The organism is Blastocatellia bacterium (genome assembly GCA_025055075.1).
In the GTDB taxonomy this organism is placed as follows: domain Bacteria; phylum Acidobacteriota; class Blastocatellia; order HR10; family HR10; genus HR10.
On record JANWYV010000045.1, the window covers coordinates 94,903 to 114,938 of the forward strand.

At 61.6% G+C, this 20,036-nt stretch carries 22 protein-coding genes; 4 read left to right on the top strand and 18 right to left on the bottom strand.

Annotated features, from left to right (window positions below):
* The 3 genes from NZ746_10750 to NZ746_10760 form a co-directional block, all read right to left on the bottom strand.
* Complete coding sequence (locus NZ746_10750) at nucleotides 1–666, bottom strand: response regulator transcription factor (protein ID MCS6817841.1); 666 nt, start codon at nucleotides 664–666, stop codon at nucleotides 1–3.
* A gap of 119 nt (nucleotides 667–785) precedes the next feature.
* Nucleotides 786–1,175: a hypothetical protein gene (locus NZ746_10755; protein ID MCS6817842.1), complete on the bottom strand. Its 390-nt coding sequence runs from the start codon at nucleotides 1,173–1,175 to the stop codon at nucleotides 786–788.
* Between the two features lie 200 nt (nucleotides 1,176–1,375).
* The gene (locus tag NZ746_10760) at nucleotides 1,376–1,774 is read right to left on the bottom strand and encodes a PPOX class F420-dependent oxidoreductase (protein ID MCS6817843.1); all 399 of its coding nucleotides are present in this window, start codon (nucleotides 1,772–1,774) and stop codon (nucleotides 1,376–1,378) included.
* A 128-nt stretch (nucleotides 1,775–1,902) separates the two neighbouring features.
* On the opposite strand from NZ746_10760, the gene NZ746_10765 reads away from it, so the two are divergent.
* From NZ746_10765 to NZ746_10775, 3 genes are all read left to right on the top strand, one after another.
* Nucleotides 1,903–2,112: a DNA gyrase inhibitor YacG gene (locus NZ746_10765; protein ID MCS6817844.1), complete on the top strand. Its 210-nt coding sequence runs from the start codon at nucleotides 1,903–1,905 to the stop codon at nucleotides 2,110–2,112.
* Nucleotides 2,093–2,704: a TlpA family protein disulfide reductase gene (locus tag NZ746_10770; GenBank protein MCS6817845.1), complete on the top strand. Its 612-nt coding sequence runs from the start codon at nucleotides 2,093–2,095 to the stop codon at nucleotides 2,702–2,704. The genes NZ746_10765 and NZ746_10770 overlap by 20 nt, the downstream gene beginning before the upstream one ends.
* A gap of 84 nt (nucleotides 2,705–2,788) precedes the next feature.
* Nucleotides 2,789–3,349, top strand: a complete 561-nt coding sequence (locus NZ746_10775; protein MCS6817846.1) for a PEGA domain-containing protein — start codon at nucleotides 2,789–2,791, stop codon at nucleotides 3,347–3,349.
* Between the two features lie 7 nt (nucleotides 3,350–3,356).
* On the opposite strand, the gene NZ746_10780 is transcribed toward NZ746_10775, so the two are convergent.
* The 15 genes from NZ746_10780 to NZ746_10850 all read right to left on the bottom strand — a co-directional run bounded on the left by NZ746_10780 (nucleotide 3,357) and on the right by NZ746_10850 (nucleotide 19,253).
* On the bottom strand, nucleotides 3,357–4,391 hold the full coding sequence (locus tag NZ746_10780; protein ID MCS6817847.1) for a tetratricopeptide repeat protein: 1,035 nt from the start codon (nucleotides 4,389–4,391) through the stop codon (nucleotides 3,357–3,359).
* Between the two features lie 36 nt (nucleotides 4,392–4,427).
* A complete protein-coding gene (locus NZ746_10785) occupies nucleotides 4,428–4,919 on the bottom strand; it encodes an HIT domain-containing protein (GenBank protein ID MCS6817848.1) in 492 nt (163 codons plus the stop codon).
* Between the two features lie 2 nt (nucleotides 4,920–4,921).
* The gene (locus NZ746_10790) at nucleotides 4,922–5,254 is read right to left on the bottom strand and encodes an HU family DNA-binding protein (protein MCS6817849.1); all 333 of its coding nucleotides are present in this window, start codon (nucleotides 5,252–5,254) and stop codon (nucleotides 4,922–4,924) included.
* Between the two features lie 54 nt (nucleotides 5,255–5,308).
* Nucleotides 5,309–5,635: a divalent-cation tolerance protein CutA gene (locus NZ746_10795; protein MCS6817850.1), complete on the bottom strand. Its 327-nt coding sequence runs from the start codon at nucleotides 5,633–5,635 to the stop codon at nucleotides 5,309–5,311.
* 14 nt (nucleotides 5,636–5,649) lie between these two features.
* The gene (bshB1, locus tag NZ746_10800; protein MCS6817851.1) at nucleotides 5,650–6,399 is read right to left on the bottom strand and encodes a bacillithiol biosynthesis deacetylase BshB1; all 750 of its coding nucleotides are present in this window, start codon (nucleotides 6,397–6,399) and stop codon (nucleotides 5,650–5,652) included.
* A gap of 17 nt (nucleotides 6,400–6,416) precedes the next feature.
* Entirely contained in the window at nucleotides 6,417–7,553 is a 1,137-nt protein-coding gene (locus NZ746_10805; protein MCS6817852.1) for a hypothetical protein, read from the bottom strand.
* A gap of 28 nt (nucleotides 7,554–7,581) precedes the next feature.
* Nucleotides 7,582–8,970 (bottom strand): AmmeMemoRadiSam system protein A, encoded by a 1,389-nt coding sequence (amrA, locus tag NZ746_10810; protein ID MCS6817853.1) that lies wholly within the window; start codon nucleotides 8,968–8,970, stop codon nucleotides 7,582–7,584.
* A gap of 76 nt (nucleotides 8,971–9,046) precedes the next feature.
* Entirely contained in the window at nucleotides 9,047–10,900 is a 1,854-nt protein-coding gene (gene ftsH, locus NZ746_10815; GenBank protein MCS6817854.1) for an ATP-dependent zinc metalloprotease FtsH, read from the bottom strand.
* Nucleotides 10,901–10,964: 64 nt separating this feature from the next.
* Nucleotides 10,965–11,258, bottom strand: coding sequence for a hypothetical protein (locus tag NZ746_10820; GenBank protein MCS6817855.1), 294 nt, complete (start codon nucleotides 11,256–11,258; stop codon nucleotides 10,965–10,967).
* Nucleotides 11,259–11,285: 27 nt separating this feature from the next.
* Nucleotides 11,286–12,812 (bottom strand): DegQ family serine endoprotease, encoded by a 1,527-nt coding sequence (locus NZ746_10825; GenBank protein MCS6817856.1) that lies wholly within the window; start codon nucleotides 12,810–12,812, stop codon nucleotides 11,286–11,288.
* Between the two features lie 23 nt (nucleotides 12,813–12,835).
* On the bottom strand, nucleotides 12,836–15,478 hold the full coding sequence (gene clpB, locus NZ746_10830; protein ID MCS6817857.1) for an ATP-dependent chaperone ClpB: 2,643 nt from the start codon (nucleotides 15,476–15,478) through the stop codon (nucleotides 12,836–12,838).
* A 61-nt stretch (nucleotides 15,479–15,539) separates the two neighbouring features.
* The gene (locus tag NZ746_10835) at nucleotides 15,540–16,469 is read right to left on the bottom strand and encodes a J domain-containing protein (protein ID MCS6817858.1); all 930 of its coding nucleotides are present in this window, start codon (nucleotides 16,467–16,469) and stop codon (nucleotides 15,540–15,542) included.
* 78 nt (nucleotides 16,470–16,547) lie between these two features.
* Nucleotides 16,548–17,042, bottom strand: a complete 495-nt coding sequence (locus NZ746_10840) for a hypothetical protein (GenBank protein MCS6817859.1) — start codon at nucleotides 17,040–17,042, stop codon at nucleotides 16,548–16,550.
* 48 nt (nucleotides 17,043–17,090) lie between these two features.
* Nucleotides 17,091–18,974, bottom strand: coding sequence for a molecular chaperone DnaK (gene dnaK, locus NZ746_10845; GenBank protein ID MCS6817860.1), 1,884 nt, complete (start codon nucleotides 18,972–18,974; stop codon nucleotides 17,091–17,093).
* Nucleotides 18,975–19,013: 39 nt separating this feature from the next.
* On the bottom strand, nucleotides 19,014–19,253 hold the full coding sequence (locus NZ746_10850; GenBank protein MCS6817861.1) for a DNA-directed RNA polymerase subunit omega: 240 nt from the start codon (nucleotides 19,251–19,253) through the stop codon (nucleotides 19,014–19,016).
* A gap of 333 nt (nucleotides 19,254–19,586) precedes the next feature.
* On the opposite strand from NZ746_10850, the gene NZ746_10855 reads away from it, so the two are divergent.
* Nucleotides 19,587–20,027: a helix-turn-helix transcriptional regulator gene (locus tag NZ746_10855; protein MCS6817862.1), complete on the top strand. Its 441-nt coding sequence runs from the start codon at nucleotides 19,587–19,589 to the stop codon at nucleotides 20,025–20,027.
* Nucleotides 20,028–20,036: the final 9 nt, after the last annotated feature.

The window sequence follows — 20,036 nt, forward strand, 5'->3', positions numbered from 1 at the left end:
CTATTCGCGCAACATGTAGCCGACGCCGCGAACCGTGTGAATGAGGGGACGCGAGAAGGCGCGATCGAGCTTCTTCCGCAAGGCGTTGATGTACACGTCCACGATATTGGTCAGGGCATCGAAGGATTCACCCCACGCTTCCTGCATGAGTCGGGCGCGCGTCAGCGCCTCGTTCGGATGGCGCATGAGGCATTCGAGCAGGGCGAATTCCTTGGGTGTCAGGGCGATCTCTCGCCCGGCGCACGTGACGCGCCGCGTCACAGGATCGAGGACGAGCTCGCCGACGCGCAATCGGAGGTCCACCGGCTGACGGCGACGTACGAGCGCTCGCGCGCGCGCCAACAGTTCCGCGAAGGCGAAGGGCTTCGTGAGATAATCATCCGCGCCGCGCTCGAAGGCCTCGACCTTCACGTCCACGGCATCTCGAACCGTGAGCATGAGGATTGGCGTCAGCACGCCCCGTCGGCGCAGCTCCCGACATACTTCGATCCCATCGCGTTTGGGAAGACGGATGTCGAGGATGATGAGGTCATACTCCCGTTCGCTCCCCAAACGCAGGCCTTCATCCCCATCGGCGGCGATCTGCACGATGTACCCTTCCTCCTCCAGCCCTCGCCGGAGCGCCTCGGCCATCTTTCGTTCGTCCTCGACAATCAGAACGCGCATCTCCCCCTCCCAAGTATCAGCCGGAAGCATTCGCTCACAAAGGCCGCTCGGAGATCGGGACGCTTCCTTATGATCGCAAGAAGAGCGTCCTCCACCCGAGCCCTCGTGGGAACAGGGGATCACTTCTTGAACAACCGATCGAAGGCCGCGCGCGGATCTTGAATCTGCATGGGCGAGGTGGTCGTCTCGCGCTCCACGATCTTTCGCGGCTCGAAGAACTCGCATTCGTTCCGCACATCCTTTCGCGGGATGCGCACCGGGATCGGCTCAGTGCACTCGAACCGACTCTGTGGATCGAAATGGATGCAGTTCTTGCAGGTGTGCAGATCGGCATGACATTTCGGGCACTCGCCATCCATCGGAATGCCGATCTCCACCGGGACGACAGCTCCGCAGATCGCGCAGCGAAAGACCTCGCGAACGGTCAGCAAATTCGGCTTCGGAAAGTCCCGCGAGCGTCGAGCGGCCTGTCGCCATTCGTCTTCCAGATGCCTGTACCTTTCGCTCATACGCACTCCTTCCGCGCTCACTTGGGATGTTGGACTCAAAGACGCCCAGCCCTTCGACTGGACACCACGAGCAACGTCAGGCGTCATTATAAACCGACGCGAGCGCGTTCGCAAATCCGTTCATCCTTACATTGCACCCGCTCCAATTCGCTCTCGTCCCAACGCAGCGTCCGCGTCGCGCGCTGCTCCGGATGGTCTGTTCATCGCAATCCGGAGACGCGCTCTGGGCGAATCTTGTAGAGGACACGAACCTCTCCCGGCTGGCGATAGGGATAGGTCTCCAGGCCCAGATATTTCTTGGCCAACCGATCAATGTGCGCGTCCGCTCCCTCTTCGGTGATCTCGACGACGCGCCCGCGAATCTCCACGTAACGATACGGATTCTCAGGATCCAGGATCACGAGCGCGACGCGGGGATCGCGTCTCATGTTCCGATCCTTCACGCGACCACGCGCCGAATTCACGAGCACGTGCGTCCCGTCGAAATCGCACCACACCGGCGTCACTTGCGGGGAGCCATCGGGCATAAGCGTCGCGAGGACGGCGAACGCGCGCTTCTGGAAGAGATCGAGATACTCGTTCGGGATCGTCTCCGGCATCTCTCATCATCCTCTTGAATCTCGAAGTGCGAGGGGAGTCAGTGTAGCAGAGATGCGCGCTTCTCGCAATGCACGCCGCAGCCCCTATGCGTTGACGCGCGAGCGGTTTTGTGTATCATTACCTCCGTATGATGGTCAGGTGCCCATGCTGTGGGAAGCGCGTCCCCTGGGAATCGAATCCGTTCCGCCCATTCTGCTCGGAGCGATGCAAGCTGATCGACTTGGGGATGTGGGCATCGGAGGCGTATCGAATTGCTGGTCCATCAATTGGAATCTCTGCGAGAGAACAGTCGGAGGAGGAGTTCGCCGAACGTGGGGATGAACATGGCCGCTACTGAGGGGACCTCGAAGCGCTCGACTTCGGCGCGTTGGACGGCCCTATTGGTGATCGCTGGGATGGGAGCGGCCTGGGCCGCGTACGCGATCTTCTTCCGAAGCGGCGCGCGACCTTCGACGGCGGTCATTGATGGATTGCCATGGGCGCCCGATAGTCATCGGCGGGCTCCCGACTTCCGCATTCGTACGCTCGACGGCCGCGAGATCGTCCTCTCGGACTTCCGCGGCAAGGTCCTCATCGTGGATTTCTGGGCGACCTGGTGTCCCCCCTGTCGGGATGAGGTTCCGCTTCTGGTCGAACTGAAGAACGCCTACGGCGACCGCGGATTAGAGATCCTCGGACTCACGATCGAAGACCCGGAGCGCGATGTTCCGCAGGTTCAGCGATTCGTCCGAGAATTCGGCGTGAATTACCCGATCGGCTTCGCTCCCGACGGCATGTTCGAAGCCTTCGTCGGGCCGGGCGAGCATCCCATCCCCCAAACGTTCCTCTTCGATCGGGAGGGGAAACTCCGCGAGCACCTGGTGGGATTCAACCCCCTGACGGACGCCCGACGGCTGCGGCGCGTGATCGCGCGAATCCTTCACGAGTGAATCGCCGGGTGCACTGTCCCTGGGAACCCGGCTTGTCCGACGGCATGCGATTTCGATAATATTTTCCATGCTCGGCGAGGCGCTATGGGCGAGCGAGGGCTGACATGGCGAAGGCACGGGCGCGCGATGGTGATCGCGCTGCTGGCGACGTTCCTCACTGTGACGGCTATTCTCCTGCTGACGCGTGAGCGCGCCTCGGGCTTGGTGAACATCGCGACCGATCCGCCGAAGGCGACCGTTTTCATTGACGGTCGGTGGGTCGGCCATACGCCCTTGGTGGTCGAACTCACGGCGGGCACCCACCGCATTGTCCTGCAGAAAGAAGGGTATAAGCCGATCGAGCGCGAGATCTTCGCCGATCCTTCGGAGCCGGAGGCGAACTACGATTTTTCGCTTGAGCCGATGATCTCTTCGGAAGCTCCCGGCGATCGACAGGAACGCATTCGCCAGCTCAAGCTCTTAGTGGAGGAAGCTCTTCGACGAGGAGATTATGTCGCGCCCGAGAACGAGAACGCGCTCTACTACCTCAACCAATTACAGCGTCTTGCTCCGGACGATCCCTTCATCTCTGAGGTGCGCGAGCGCATCCGTCGGATCCTTCGCCAGCAGGCGGAGACTTCCCGCCGCCGCAAGCATCTCTCCTAGCCCGCGCTCACGGCTGACGGTTCTGCGCGCGCACCAGCTCCCGCAACCTCTTCACCCGCTCACGAACCTCGGCAGCATTTGTTGCATTCGGGACCTCTTCGAGATATTTCTCCGACTGCTCCAACGCGCGCACGTACTCTCCGCGCCGCAGGAAGAGATTCGCCAAATGCAAGCGCACGATCGAGGCCGCTGGCGGGAAGCCGAGCGAGAGCGCCTTCTGCAACTCGCTCTCCGCACGCTCCAGATCGCCCGTCTGCATGAAGGCGATCCCACACAGCATGCGCGCGGACCAATTGGCCGGATCGAGCGTCACGGCTCGCTGCAGGTGCGCGAGCGCCTCTTCGTATTCCTTCTGAAGCAGGTGCAGGAATCCGAGATTCACATACGGATGTGGGGCCTGAGGATCCACTTCGATTGCCTGTTGAAACGCCGCGCGGGCTTGGGCGAGATCGTTCAGACGGAGATACTGGACGCCGAGATCATTGAGCGCTTGAACGTATCGAGGATAAAGGGCGAGCGCCCGTTGGAAATGCACGATCGCTTTCTGGGGATTCCCCTTTCGCGACTCCTTAGCTCCTCTCTCGTATTCCTTTCGCGCCTCTTTCGGAATCGCTTCGCTCAAGCGCGCCAAGGAGACCGTTCCAGCGGGCGTTCGTTCGGAAGCCGCGCGCTCTTTCTCGCGCAAGAAGATGTTCTGCGTGAAGACGCGTGCGGCCCGGCCGAAGACCTCGATGCGCTCGATTTCAGTCGCGTATCGGTCCGTCTCCCACACGACGATCTCATAGGTCCCATTGGGCACGCCTCGGAACTCGAAATTCCCCAGGGAATCCGTGAACGTCTCGTTCACGACGCTATGCCCGAACGTGCGCAGCGTCACGCGGAAGCGTTCTTCGGCAGGCGCGCCTGTGGGGAGATAGACGCGCCCGCGAATCTGATGCATGGCGGCACCAAGGCCGGGCGCTGGTCGTCCTTGTCCTTCTTGATACGCCCGCCCTTCGACGACGAAGACCAAGGTGATGAGGATCGCAAAAGCGGCACCCATACCCCCTCGACTCCTCCCCATGGGACGAACGGAGGCTCAGCGAAGCGGGACGTCCTCGAAATGTCGTCGCAGCTTTCGGTAGGTCGTCGCCAAATCCTCGGGCAGGACGCGGGTCTCAGCGATGACGGTCGTGAAATTCGTATCGCCGAACCACCGCGGGAGCACATGCAGATGGAAATGATCGGCGATGCCCGCTCCGGCCGCTCGCCCCAGATTCATTCCAAGGTTCAACCCATGCGGGCGGTAGACCTCCGTCAGGATCCGGCAGCAATACTTGGCCAGATCGGTCATCTCGTCGGTGAGGCTCTTGGGCGCTTCCGCGAAGGACGCCAGATGTGCATAGGGCGCGATCATCAAATGGCCGGTCGTATACGGATAGAGGTTCAAGAGGATGAAGTTCTCCCGCCCGCGATACAAGATCAAAGCCTTCTCATCGCTCAACCGAGGCGCTTCGCAAAAGACGCAACGCGTCTGCTCCTCGGCCGTCGAGACGTAGCGGAATCGCCATGGACTCCAGAGAAAATCCATGCCTATTGATTGATCAACTCCTTCAGCTCCTTCCCCGGCTTGAAATATGGCATGCGCTTAGGAGGGACATCCACCACCTCGCCCGTCTTCGGATTTCGCCCGCGCCGAGGACCCCGCTCGCGAAAGCGGAAGGAACCGAAGCCGCGCAACTCGATCCCCTCGCCCCGCTTCAGCGCGCTGACCAAGCTCTCCAAGACCGTCTCGACGATGACCTGGGAATCCTTTCGCGCGAGTTCAGCCGCACGAGCGACCTCCTCGATGAGATCCGCCTTCGTCAGCGTCTTCTTCCTCGGCAATGGTGCTCCTTCGATCGGATTGTGCGCATCCATGTTCATAGCTTCCCCTCTCGCAGAAGACACGCGCTAAGGTAACAAATCTTCCTGCGCAGATCAAGATGCGTTGAGGGATTGTGCCAGCCACTCTAGGTAAGCCTCAGATCCTTCCACGATGGGGAGGGCGATGATCTCTGGGACTTGATAGCTATGTCGCTCCTTCACCACTGCCATGAGCCTCGGCCACTTCGCTCGCATGGTCTTCACGAGCAGCAGAACCTCCCGATCCCGAACGATCCGCCCTTCCCACCAATACACGGATTCGACCTCAGGGACGATCGTGACGCACGCGGCCAATCGCTCGTGAACGAGGGCTTCGGCAATCCGCTGAGCCTCTTCGCGAGAAGAGGTCGTGATCATCCCCACGCAATATTCTCCGCTCATACGATCTCGGCTCCTCACAGAAGATAGGCATAGAGGTTCATCGAACGCGTGAGCAAAGCCACGGGATCCTCCACGTGCAAGACCTCGCGAACGAAGAAGGCCTCTCCATGCTCGACCTCAATGAGGGCCCCATAGTAGCGCTGCCGCGCCTCCACGCGTCGCAGGAATCCTTCGGCACTGATGCGCGTCTGCGGTTCCGGACGCGAGGGATCATGGAGCTGCGAACGATGCGCGCGAATCGCCCGCAGCTTCTCCTCGGCGAACGCTGTGATGTCCACGACGAAGCTCGGCGGAAGAGTGCGCGGGAAGAGGAAATACGCGACCGCGTTCGGCCGATGGCGCGCCTGTCCGGTCTCAGGGTCATACTTGGGCAGTCCCGCGAGGAAAGCGGCCTCGCGCACGATTCGGCTCGTGTGCGCGTGATCCGGATGCGGATCCTCCCAATAGTGGGTGAAGACGACCTTCGGTCGAAGCCGTCGAAGCACGCGGACAAAGGCGCGTCGCGCTTCGTCCGTGCAGAGGACGCGGGTATCGGGAAGTCCGAGCGTCTCGCGCACAGCGACGCGCAAGATACGCGCCGCCTCGGCGGCCTCGCGCGCTCGTTCCTCAGGCGTCCCGCGCGTTCCGGCTTCCCCTCGCGTCATATCAATGATCCCCGTGCGATAGCCCAAGGACGCCAACTTGAGCAGCGTCCCTCCCATCGCCAATTCGACGTCATCGGGATGAGCACCCACGGCCAGGACGTCTACCGTCTCCTCGCTCATCGCTCCTCCTCACAGCATCAATAGCGCAGGAACGCCCCCAATCCCCCGGCCGCCTTCAACTTCTCCGCCGCCGGGCCCCGGATTTCTTCCACGCTCCCGCCCAAGGCGAGCGCGCGTTCCAAGACGCGGTTCAAGAAATCTGGCGCTACGTCCAACCTCCCACCGCAATACCAGCAAGTCTCGCGCTGCGGCTCCCAAAAGAGCGCGCTGCACTGTGTGCATACCGAGCCCACGAGGGCATGGTTGCCAACGTAGATGAGCCGCCAGACGCGCCCTTCGTGGAGCGCTTCCAACGTCGCCGTCGGACCGACGACGGCTCGATCGCCTTTGCCGGCCGCCGTCAGCAGAGACTCCACCAACTGATGCTCCGCTTGCCGCTCGACCTGCTCCTCGATGCGGAGGACCTCAGCAAGAACGTCCGATGCCGAGGCCGTCACGGGGACCGAAAGCGTGCCCGCCACGCGCTCGTGCAGGCGCTTGGGCAACACGCGCATCAGTTCGCCCACCGCTTCCACTGTGCCTCCGATGACGAGCCGATCGAAATGGTAGCGCTCGACCAACTCGCGCAATCGCTCCGCCACATGGGCCGCATGCCAATGCACGTGCATATCGTGATGTCGCTGGAGATTCTTCTGCGACCAGAGCCGATCCATGCTCGTCGTCACCGTGCGGCGCGGCACGTCGTCGAAGACCGCGGCGTGCTCCTCGATCTCGCCCACGTGCACGGTGAACAGGCGTGCCTTCTCCTTGTCAATAAGGACGACGCCGTACCGCTCATGTTCGTCCAGGACTTCGATGAGCGGTCGGAGATAGGGGACTCGCTCGAAGCGAGCGGCGTTCGGCAAGAGAACGGGCAATTCGCGATCCCACCAAAACTCATGCCGTGCATCGGAGAAGATGATGAGGCCCTTCTTCTTCGGCTCATAGCTCTGTATGAACCGGAGCACGCGCGCTCGGTTCGCCGCGAACTCTTCGCGCGCGCGCTCATCCACTCCTTGCTCCACCTCCCGCAGGAGGTTTTGCAACACCGTCTCAAACCCGCGCTTCAAATTGCTCGCCTTCGACTGATCCACATCCAGATACACGCTCAAGACCCACCCATCGCCTTGCGGCGCGTAGGCTTTCAACATCTCGATATCCGCGTATGAGACCATAGCGCTCCTCCGAATGAGAATTGCTCGCTCACGCTTCGGCTTCCGCCGCCGCGCGCCCGTGCTCCCGAATCCGCCGAACGGTGAAGCGGTAGATTCGAAACGACTCGTCCGGACGGATGCCGGCTTTCACGCGCGCGTAGTGAAGCTGCCGTTCGACAGTCTCGATCCCCGGCAGATCCGGCAATAGCAATCCACGTCGCCCATCCTCGGTCTCCACGATGACGCCGTATCGCTTCGGATCGAGATCGCGCGCATCGGCGACTGGTTCCGGCGGAGAGAGAATATCCACCGAGAAGACCAACTCTTCGAGTTCGTCCGCGCGCACCGGATCAAAGCGCGGATCGTGCGTGGCGGCAGCGATGGCGTTATGAATGACCTCGCGCGCCACGTTCTCATAAGTGGGTTCAATGGTCCCGATGCACCCGCGTAACTGGCCCTGACGCGTTTTGATGCTGACGAAGACGCCCGCGCGCTCGGCTGCGCCTCCACGAAGCTGTGATGGCGGATCGAGAATGCGCCCCTCTGTCACATACGCGTGAACGGCTCGTCGCGCGAGCGCCGGTAGATCGGACTCGCCGATGCTCTCTGGCAACTCTTCGGCCTCCGAGACGCGATCGGAGTAATCGGCGAGCACGGCCGCCATGTATCCGACGCCAAAGGGGCCTTCATAGGAGAAGACTTCCGGACGATGCAACGCGCGTCCCAAAGCTCCATAGGCGATCAGCAGCGAGCGATAGATGTCCTCACCCGCTTCCTCCCGCAGATCGGGATCCAGGCGCAAGATGCGCTCGAAATCGCCCGCGCGGATCGCTTCGACAATCGCCTCATCGTAGCGATGCGCCTCCGGGTGATACCCCGCTGGCGCTCCTGGTTTCAAGCGGTGACTCATATCGCCGCTGGCGCAGATAGCCAAACGTACGCCCAGTTGGGCGGCGGCTTCCGCTAAGCATTCGCCGAAGCGGATATGATCCTCAAACGGCCGCAGCGACAGCCCGACGACCAGCACGCTCGAGCGCCATCCCGCTTGAAGGAGATAGTACAGCGGGACCATCGTCCCATGATCCAACCGCCGTCCCGCTGGAACGAGCCACATCGGCAGGCCGCGCTCATGGGCGACAGCGGCCAGACGCGAGAGCAAAACAATGTGATTGGGGACGTCGAATTCGACATGCGGCGCGCCGAACTCCCAGAAGCTGCCGCGCAGTCGAGGTCCGCTGTACGCGCTGAAGCTTCGGGGATCGAGCGGCGCATGCGGGCTGATGATGGCGACGACATCTGGCCGCGCGGCGACCAGACGACGCATCATCTCTTGGACACCGCGCACCGTCGCCTCCACGTCCTTCAAATGTGGCCCACCGATCTCCGGGACGATGATCGGCGGATGCGGAGAAACTCCAGCGAAGACAACGGCCGACATCGCCCACCTCGCTTTCTCTTCCCGGAACGAGACAATGAGTCGGAAACGCTCAATCGGCCTCGCTCCGAATAGACCCTCATTCAGTCGGCACGTGCGCGGCGGCGGTCATGCTCTCGCGCACCAACTGTTCCAACTCCTCGCGATCCAAAGTCTCACGTTTGATCAGCTCTCGCGCCACATGATGGAGCGCCGCCTGCTTCTGGCGCAAGATCGCCCGCGCGCGCTCATAAGCTTCGGTCACCACCCGCTGCACTTCCTCGTCAATCAGGCGCGCCGTCTGTTCGCTGAAATTTCGCTCCTCGCCCAAGGGGACTGAGCCTTGAAGGAACTGCGAAGTCCAAGGACGTCCATAGGTCAGCGGCCCCAAACGCTCGCTCATGCCGAAACGCATGACCATCTGCCGCGCGATCTCGGTCGCTTGTTCCAGATCGTTATGCGCCCCCGTGGAGACATTGCCGAAGCTCAACTCTTCGGCGGCACGTCCTCCCAACAGCACGACCAAGCGATCCTCCAATTGCGGCTTCGTCAGCAAATACCGATCCTCTGTCGGTAATTGCAGCGTCGCGCCAAGAGCGCCGATCGTGCGCGGAATAATCGTGACCTTATGCACGGGATCAGCATGTGGGACCGAGAGTGCGCAGAGCGCATGCCCGACCTCGTGATACGCCACCCGCTCCTTCTCTTCCGGGGACATGACCCGTCCCTTCTTCTCCAAGCCGAGCAGGATGCGATCAATGGCGTTCTCGAAATCCTGCATCTCGACGGCCTCCGCTCCCCGACGCGCCGCCAAAAGCGCCGCCTCGTTCACGATGTTGGCCAAATCGGCGCCAACCATACCGGGAGTCCGCGCGGCGATGATCCGCAGATCCACATCCGGCGCCAGGCGGATCTTTCGAACGTGCACGCGAAGGATCTCTTCGCGCCCTTTCACATCGGGCTTATCAATGACGATCCGCCGATCGAAGCGCCCAGCGCGCAGCAACGCCGGATCCAGGATCTCCGGCCGATTGGTCGCCGCCATGATGATCACGCCTTTGGACGAATCGAATCCATCCATCTCGACGAGCAGTTGATTGAGGGTCTGCTCGCGCTCATCATGAGCGCCAACGAGTCCACCGCCGACGGACCGCATCTTCCCGATGGCATCCAGCTCGTCAATGAAGACGATGCAGGGAGCACGCCGCTTCGCTTGCTCGAAGAGATCGCGCACGCGAGCCGCGCCCACTCCCACGAACATCTCCACGAACTCCGAACCCGAGATGGCGAAGAATGGAACACCAGCTTCCCCGGCCACGGCGCGCGCCAGAAGCGTCTTGCCCGTTCCCGGCGGCCCGATGAGCAACACCCCTTTCGGAATGCGCCCGCCCAACCGCTGATACCGGGCCGGATGCCTCAAGAAATCCACGATCTCCATCAGCTCGGCCTTCGCTTCGTCCACGCCCGCCACGTCGGCGAAGGTCACTCGATTCTCGCTGCTCGTGTCGTAGATCTTCGCCTTGCTGCGCCCGAAAGTGAGCACGCCGCTCCCGCCTTGCGCCAACCGACGCATCCCGTAGCCCCACAGAGCGACGAGGATCACAAGCGGCAAGATCCAATAGAGGAAGAATTGCTCCCACCAAGAGGCGCGTTCGATCACACCGGAGAACTTCACGCGACGCTCCTCAAGCTCTTCGAGCAGAGCCGTGTCCTCAATTCCCGGCACGCGCGTGGCAGCCACGAGTTTCTCGCCTTCAGAGAGGCGCGCGCGAATCTCGCTCTCACTGATCCACACCTCGGCCACCTTGCCATTGCGGACGGCGTCGAGCAGCTCGCTATAAGCGATCGGTTGCGGCCTCACTCGCGCATACTGCTGGATGGAGAACAACACCCCCAGCACGAAGAGGAGATAGAGGCCGCTGAAGATCCACCTTTGCCTCGTGAGTTTGTCCATATTCTCTCCTCTCAGGGCAGGGACCTCCGCCCCCACGCCTCTCCTTCCGAAGGGAGAGTGCGCCTTATGCCGCCTTCGGAAGCACCGCTTGGCCGAAGACTTCTTCCGGCGAGATCTCGCGCCCCGTTCTCAAATCCGGATCTCTGTCCTCTACGAGGAAGAAGCGCATCGGACGATCGCCGAACCACCGCCGGAGCAAGCGTTCGTCTGCGGGGGCCGGCACATAGACCATCAGGTCTGGATTCGCGCTCTTGCTCCGCCGCACCGCTCGTTCATCGGCCCAGACGGCGACGTAGGAGACGCCGCCCCTTTGGAGCGTGAAGATCTCGCCATTAGCTCGCCGTAAGACGTAAAACATCGCCCCCTCTCCGCTCGATGAGTTGCTTCACCCACGCGGTTCGAGAACGATGAGGACGCTTCCGCCTTGGCGCTGACTGTAGACGCGCAACACGGCTCGGCGCCGTCCAATCTCGGCCGCCATGCGACGGAAGTCGGCGACGGTGCGAATCGGTTGGCGATTGATCTCTTGGATCACATCGCCCGGCATCAAGCCCGCTTCCGCCGCCGGGCTTCCCTCGGCGACCCCGATGATGAGAACGCCCGTGATCTGGCGCGGCAGATCATATTGCCGTTGCAGCGCCGGCGTCAGCTCATGAACCTCGAGGCCACTCAAGGTCGCTCCACGTTCGACGCCCTCTCCAAATCGCGCGCTCGCTCGCTCTTCCTTCAGCTCGCCCACTTCGACCGTGAGCACTTGCTCGCGCCCCTCGCGCAGGACCTTGAGCGTCGCGCGCGTTCCGGGAGCCGTCATCGCCACCAGGTTTCGCAACTGCTCGCTCTCGGTGATCTTCTGTCCGTTGTACTCGATGATGATGTCATCGCGTCGAAGACCTGCGCGATCAGCCGGGCTGTCGGGAACGACTTCGAGCACGATCGCCCCACGACGCCCTTTCACACCATAAACTTCGGCCATCGCTTCATCCAGCGTCTGAATGTTCACGCCCAAGTAGCCGCGCACGACGCGCCCGTATTTCAGAATGCGGTCCATGACCTCACGCGCCATGTTGATCGGAATGGCGAAGCCGACCCCTGCATTGGCCGGCGCGCCTCGCGTGAAGATCGCCGTATTGATGCCGATCAATTCTCCCCGCATATTCACCAGCGGCCCACCCGAATTGCCGGGGTTGATCGCCGCATCGGTCTGGATGAAATCGCCATAATCGGCGATGCCGAGGCTCCCTCGTCCGGTCGCGCTCACGATCCCGAAGGTCACCGTATGCTGCAATCGAAGATCGAACGGGCTGCCGATCGCGATGACGAAGTCACCAGCTTGCACGCGGGAGGAATCGCCGAAGATGGCCGCCGGCAGTTTCGTCGCCTCAATCTTCACGACGGCCAGATCAGTCTTCGGATCGGCTCCGACGACGCGCCCGCGGAAGCGACGGCCATCGAAGAGCATTACGTCCAGTTCGCTAGCGTTCTCCACGACGTGATGATTCGTCAGGATGTACCCATCGGGACTGACGATCACGCCCGAGCCGAGCCCTCGACGATATTGCTCCCGCCGTGGGATCTGTGGGCGGCCGAAGAACCAGCGAAAGAACGGATCATCGAAGATGTCCCATCCCGCGCGATCCGGGATCTTCGTCTCGATCGTCACGACCCATTCCCGCGCCGCCCGCACAATTGGCGCCAAGCCCTCCAACAGCGAGATGTTCCCGCCCACGGGCGTCCCCGTGGCCAAATACACGGGAACATGCGTTTCAGTCCGACCAGAGAATGGCGACCACTCCGTGCGCGCCGTGATCGCCGACCCCATCAAAACGCCGATGAGCATGAGCGCAAGTGCTCCGGCGATCTTCCCCGAGCGCGTTCCGAAGAGGGTACCGAGTTTCGTCCTGAGCGCGTTCATGTCCTCTCCCTCCCTCCAAGCGCTCATCCGGCCACTGACACCTCCTTCGGCTGAACCGAGAAGGTGAGCCGGCCTCCGTCTTCATCCACGAGCACGAGGGAATTATCTCGCACTTCCCCCTGCAAGATCAATTTCGCCAGCGGCGTCTCCACTTCCCGTTGGATCACCCGCTTGAGGGGCCGCGCCCCGAAGACGGGATCATATCCCCACTCAGCCAGACGCGCCTTCGCCCGCTCGGTCAGCTCCAACTCGATCCGGCGATCTCGCAATCGATGCCGCAACCGCTCGAGCTGGATCTCGACGATGCGCTTCAGATGCTCCTCCGTCAATGCATGGAAGACGACGATCTCGTCCACGCGATTCAAGAATTCAGGACGGAACGTCCGCCGCAATTCGGCGAGCACCGCCTCCTTCATCCGCTCGTAGCTCTCGCCGGCCCCGCCACGATGCTCGAGGATCAAATGGCTCCCGATGTTGGACGTCATGATGATGATCGTGTTCTTGAAGTCCACCGTCCGACCGTGACTATCGGTCAGCCGTCCATCATCGAGGATCTGCAGGAGGATGTTGAAGACGTCCCAATGCGCTTTCTCCAGCTCGTCGAAGAGGATGACCGAATACGGCCGACGGCGCACAGCTTCGGTGAGCTGCCCTCCCTCTTCATATCCGACGTAGCCCGGTGGCGCCCCGATCAACCGAGCGACCGAATGCTTCTCCATGTACTCGGACATATCAATCCGCACTAGGGCGCGCTCATCATCGAAGAGACACTCGGCTAAGGCGCGAGCCAGCTCCGTTTTGCCGACGCCAGTCGGGCCGAGGAAGATGAAGCTGCCAATTGGACGATTCGGATCTTTCAATCCGGCGCGCGCCCGACGCACAGCCTCGGCCACAGCGCGAACTGCCTCATCCTGTCCCACGACCCGGCGATGCAACTCCTCCTCTAGGCGCAGCAGCTTCTGAATCTCTCCCTCCAAGAGGCGACTCACGGGAATTCCCGTCCAACGGCTCACGACTTCGGCGATGTCCTCCTCATCCACCTCCTCCTTGAGCAAGCGCACTCCACCATGCCGCGCCGCCAGCTCCGCAAGCTGTGCCTCTTGCTCGCGCACCTGCTTCTCCAACTCGACCAAACGCCCGTAGCGCAACTCAGCCGCGCGATTCAGATCATAGGCGCGCTCGGCCTGGTCGATGAGGATCTTCGTCTGCTCGATCTGCTCGCGCAACTCGCGCAAACGAGCGAGGATCTGCTTCTCCTCCTCCCACTGCGCGCGAAGCCGATCCGCATGCACGCGCAGCTCGGCCAGCTCCTCCTCGATCTTGCGCAATCGCTCGCGCGAGGCCGAATCGGTCTCCCGCTTCAGTCCCTCGCGCTCGATCTCCAGTTGCATGATCCGCCGCAGGATTTCATCCAACTCCGAAGGCATCGAGTCGATCTCGGTCCGAAGCCGCGCCGCTGCCTCGTCCACAAGGTCAATCGCCTTGTCCGGTAAGAAGCGATCCGAGATATAGCGATGGCTGAGCATCGCCGCTGCCACAAGCGCCGCATCCTTGATGCGCACGCCATGATGGACTTCATAGCGCTCCTTCAAGCCCCGCAGGATCGAGATCGTGTCCTCGACCGAAGGCTCGCCGACCAGGATCGGTTGGAAGCGACGCTCGAGCGCGGCATCCTTCTCGATATACTTGCGATATTCGTCCAGGGTCGTCGCACCGATGCAGCGCAGTTCGCCGCGCGCGAGCATTGGCTTGAGCAGATTGCTGGCATCCATGGTCGCCCCTTCTGCTCGACCGGCGCCCACGACCGTGTGCAGCTCGTCAATGAAGAGGATGATCTCTCCCTGCGACTCTTGCACCTCGCGGAGCACGGCCTTCAACCGTTCTTCGAATTCGCCGCGATATTTCGCCCCGGCGATGAGCGCCCCCATGTCCAATTGGATGACGCGCTTGTTCTTCAAGCCCTCGGGAACATCCCCCCGCACAATGCGCTGCGCCAATCCCTCGACGATGGCCGTCTTCCCGACGCCCGGCTCACCGATCAGGACGGGGTTATTCTTGGTCCGACGCGAGAGCACTTGAATCACCCGCCGGATCTCGTCGTCTCGCCCAATGACGGGATCGAGCTTCCCTTGAGCGGCGAGCTTAGTCAGATCGCGTCCATAGCGTTCGAGGGCTTGATAGGTCGCCTCGGGCGTCGGGCTCGTCACCCGCTGCGTGCCGCGAATCTGTTGCAAGGCCTTCATCAGACGATCCCGATCCACACCAAGATCCAACAGAATGCGTCCGGCGGCACCCCCACGCCCTTCCTCCAGGATCGCGAGCAAGATATGCTCGACGCTCACGTATTCGTCCTTCAGCCGCGCCGCTTCATCCTCGGCCATCGCGAACAGGCGATTGAGCCGCCCGGTGATGTAGACATAATCGGGACCGGCCGCCGGTCCGCTCACCTTCGGCCAGCGCGCCAGCTCTTGCTCCAAACGGGCGCGGACGAGCTTCGGATCCACCCCCGCCTTCTCCAAGATCGCCGAGGCCAAACCGCCCTCTTGCTGCAGAAGCGCCAGCAGCAAGTGTTCGACATCAATCTGTTGATGACTGTAGCGCGCCGCGAGGCTTTGCGCCGCGCGCACTGCCTCTTGCACTTTCTCCGTCAAGCGATTGAAATCCATAGGTCCTCCCCCAATCCGTGATCTCCTCGGAAGCTCCCCTCAATGAGGTCCCGCACGATGCCTACTGCCGTGGGTTGAAACTCGACTCGCGCGCCAGTTGCTCGAACAAGCGGCGTTCGGCCGGCGTCGGATTCGTGGGGACGACAATCCGAAGCTGCACGTACTGATCGCCCCGCCCACCACGCCGACGGTTCAAGCCTTGACCGCGCAGCCGAAGCTTCTGTCCGCTCTGCGAACCCGGCGGGAGCGTCACTTCTACTGTGCCGTCCAACGTCGGGACTCGAATCTTCCCTCCCAGCACGGCCTCCCACGGCGTGATCGGGACCTCCACGTAAACATCGTCGCCAGAGACCGTAAAGATCGGATGTTTCTGCAGCCGAATCTTCAAATAGAGATCGCCCGAAGGACCGCCCAGACCGGGTTCGCCCTGCCCCGCGAGCCGAATGACTGAGCCCTCGCGCACACCGGCGGGGATCTTCACCTCAACCGTGCGCCCACTAGGGAGCGTGACCCGGCGCGTCGTCCCACGATGGGCCTCCTCGAGCGTGAGCGTCAGCTCGGACTCAATGTCCTTCCCACGAATCCCCCAACCGACGCGCGTGCCCGCCGCCGAGCGGCGCGACGCCGCTCGACCGCGCAGTCCTCCAAAGAGCGTCTCGAAGAACTCGCTGAAGCTCCCCGGCCCTCCCGTGAAGAAGTCGAAATCGCCGAAATCAATCCGAATCTTCTCCCAGTCTGGTGGTGGGGTGAAATCCGCACCCGCTTTCCAATTCGGTCCCAGCCGATCGTAGAGTTCACGCTTCTTGGGATCCCCCAGGACCTCGTAAGCCTCGTTGATTTCCTTGAACTTCTCCTCCGCCTGCTTATCCCCCGGATTCAAATCTGGGTGATACTTTCGGGCCAGGCGGCGGAAGGCCGCCTTGATCTCCTCCTGCGTGGCCGTTCGAGGGACACCCAGGATCTCGTAGTAGTCTTTGTACTTGACCGCCATACCCTATCCCACATGTGGATCGGCTCAGACCCTGTAACGTCCTCCGGCCCGCGCGAACTCGACACGCGCCGCGCCCGTTCACCCTCGCCAATTGAGGGCCTGAATCAGCTCTGCTCGGGCCAAGTTCTCCTCCCGCCGCGCCGCGCTCAATTCCGAGATCGCCCGTTGATACTGTTCCTTGAGGCGCTCGGGAGGACGGGGCCCGGCATCACGCAGCTGCGCGTTGATGTCGCGCACGCGCTCCAGCGTCGCCCGCACGCGCTCGCGGGCTGCCAGTAGCCGACGCATGAGCCGCGCCAGCATCTCTTGGCGCGTCTCATATCGAGGAGCAGCCGGTTCAACGACCTCCTCCTCAGGCTCGGATATCGCCTCTGAGACCGGCGCTTCTTCCACTTCCTCCTCTTCCTCTTCGACGACGTCCAGAGGTTCCTCCTCTACGGCGAAATCGTCTTCGTAGTAATCCTCTTCGAGGACGTCATCGTAGGGTTCGACCGGTTCTTCGTAAGTGGGAGCCGGCTCCTCCCGCACAGGGAGTGCCAGCTCCTCCGACTGCGTTTTCTTCCGACGTGGCATAGAATGTCCTCACCTCCGCTAAGCTCCACGCGATCGCTCACGTGGGCCTCAATGGCTGGGTTTGAACTCCGCATCAATCACATCATCGGATCCACCATCGGATCGGCTCGACGTCCCCGCTCCGGCCGAGGTCGCATGCCCATATGCAAGGGCCGCGATCTGATGCGCGATCTGCTGCAACTCGGATGTGAGCTGACGAATTCGCTCGATCCCGGCCTCCTCCTTGATTGCCTGACGGATCTCCTGGATCAAATGCTCAGCGCGCGCGCGCTCCGGAGCTGATACCTTGTCCCCCAGATCGCGCAAGGTGCGCTCGACCTGATAAGCGAGGCTATCAGCCTGATTGCGGGCTTCGACCAGCTCGCGCCGCCGCCGATCCTCCTCCGCATACATCTCCGCTTCGCGGATCATCCGCTCGATCTCCTCCTTGGAGAGTTGCGTCGAGCCGGTGATCGTGATCTTGGCCTCCCGCCCAGTCGCCTTATCCCGCGCGCTCACATGCAGGATGCCGTTGGCATCAATATCGAACGTCACCTCGATCTGTGGGACGCCACGCGGCGCTGGTACGATGCCCTCCAAGCGGAACCGCCCGAGCGTGCGGTTATCACGCGCCATCTCCCGCTCGCCCTGCAGGATGTGAATGTCCACGGCCGTCTGATTGTCCTCAGCCGTTGTGAAGATCTCCGTCCGCCGCACGGGAATGGTCGTGTTCCGCTCGATGATCTTCGTCATCACGCCCCCGAGCGTCTCCACTCCCAGTGAGAGCGGAACGACATCCAACAGCAGCACCTCCTTGACCTCGCCCGCTAGTACCCCCGCCTGAATAGCCGCCCCGATCGCTACCACTTCGTCCGGATTCACGGACTGATTCGGTTCCTTCCCGAGCAACCGCCGTACCAGTTGCTGCACAGCCGGAATGCGCGTCGCTCCTCCAACGAGGATGACCTCGTCAATATCCCGTTCGGTCATCTTCGCATCCGCGAGCGCTTGCCGGACTGGCCCGATGCAACGTTCGACCAAATCCGCCGTCAATTGCTCGAACTTCGAGCGCGTCAGCTTCATCTCCAAATGCTTCGGCCCCGTGGCATCGGCCGTGATGAAGGGGAGACTGATGATCGTCTCCATGACGCTCGAAAGCTCGATCTTCGCTTTCTCAGCCGCTTCGGTCAACCGCTGCAGCGCTTGACGATCCTTGCGCAAGTCAATCCCATACTCTCGCTTGAACTCCTCAGCCAGCCAGTCCACGATCCGCTTGTCGAAATCGTCCCCTCCCAGATGCGTGTCACCGCTCGTCGCCTTCACCTCGAAGACCCCATCGCCAACCTCCAAGATGGAGACGTCGAAGGTCCCTCCTCCGAGATCGAAGACCAAGATGGTCTCGTTCTTCTTCTTGTCCAATCCGTAGGCGAGAGCCGCCGCCGTTGGCTCATTGATGATCCGCAGGACGTTCAATCCGGCGATCTTTCCAGCATCGCGCGTGGCCGTCCGCTGCGCGTCGTTGAAGTACGCGGGAACAGTGATCACGGCATCGGTGATCTTCTCACCGAGATAGCGCGACGCATCCTCCACGAGCTTGCGCAGGATCATGGCCGAGATCTCCTCCGGCGAGTAGAGCTTCCCCATAATGTCGAACCGCACCGCGTCATTGGGCCCGGCCACGACCTTGTACGGGACGTTGCGGATCTCACTCGTCACCTCCGAATAGCGCCGCCCCATGAACCGCTTGACCGAATAGATGGTGTTCTCCGGATTCAAGATCGCCTGTCGCTTGGCCAACTGCCCGACGAGCCGCTCTCCCGTCTTCGTGAACGCGACGACCGAAGGGGTCAAACGACTCCCCTCACTATTGATGATAACCGTCGGTTTTCCCCCTTCCATGACGGCAATCACAGAATTCGTCGTCCCTAAGTCAATGCCTACGGCCTTCGCCATGGTCCCTCCCTCCTCAGCAAAATTCGGCTGTCGGCCCCCTCAGCGAGAAGCTCGGCCACGTCGGCCACGACGCGCCTGAGGTCCCTCCAACTCCGGTTGCTCGAAGGGGATCTTCCCTTCGTCTAACTCCTTCAATGCCTGAGTAATGGCCCACGCCAACCCCTGGCTCTCCGGATGCTTCACCAGCTGTTTGGCGCGCTTGGCCACCACCGAGCAAATCAGGTAGCGACTCTCGAACTTCGAGAGGGCTTCCTCAGCCAACTTCACCCTTGTCGCCATTGTTCCTCCCTCCTGGTCGTGAAGTCTCCAAGGGCCCATCGTGAGCCCTCTCCCTCGCGCCAGGAGATTATACTGCAATGAACAGCTCACGTTCAAACGTCCTCGATGCGGCTAAAAGCCGAACGGCAAGCTTTTAGCCGAACTCTATAATAAAATATGAGTCTGAGATTGTCAAGTCTCTCTCCCGAACGAATCTCCTAACGATTCCCCACCTTCAGGACGGAGCGGACCGGCGAAAACTTGACAAAGCTAGACTCATATATTAGCATTCTCCTCCGGAAACGAGGATGTGTCTCGTCTTCCGAATCGCGCGCATGGGAGAGAGCCAATGGGGTGAAGAAGCGGAAAGAGAAAGGCTACACGATCAGCGCGGTGTCTGAGGCCTATGGAATTCACCCGCAGACGCTGCGGCTTTACGAAAGGCACGGGCTCTTGAAACCTTCCCGCTCGAAGGGGAACACGCGCTACTATTCCGAGAAAGACCTTGAGCGATTGGAATTCATCCTGACGCTCACGCGCGAGTTGGGGGTGAATCTGGCCGGAGTGGAGATCATCCTCAACATGCGGGACAAAATGGATGCCATGCAGCGAGAGATGCAACGATTCTTGGAATACCTGCGGATGGAGCTGGGCGAGCGCTTGGTCTCGCAGGTGACGGAGAAGTTCGCGCTGGTGCCGCTCAATTACAGCGCATGGCTGCGCGCGCGCGCTTCGGCTTCGGAGTCGGAAGACGAAGGCGACGTCTCGTTCACATACATCGAACACGATCGCTGAACGAAGGAG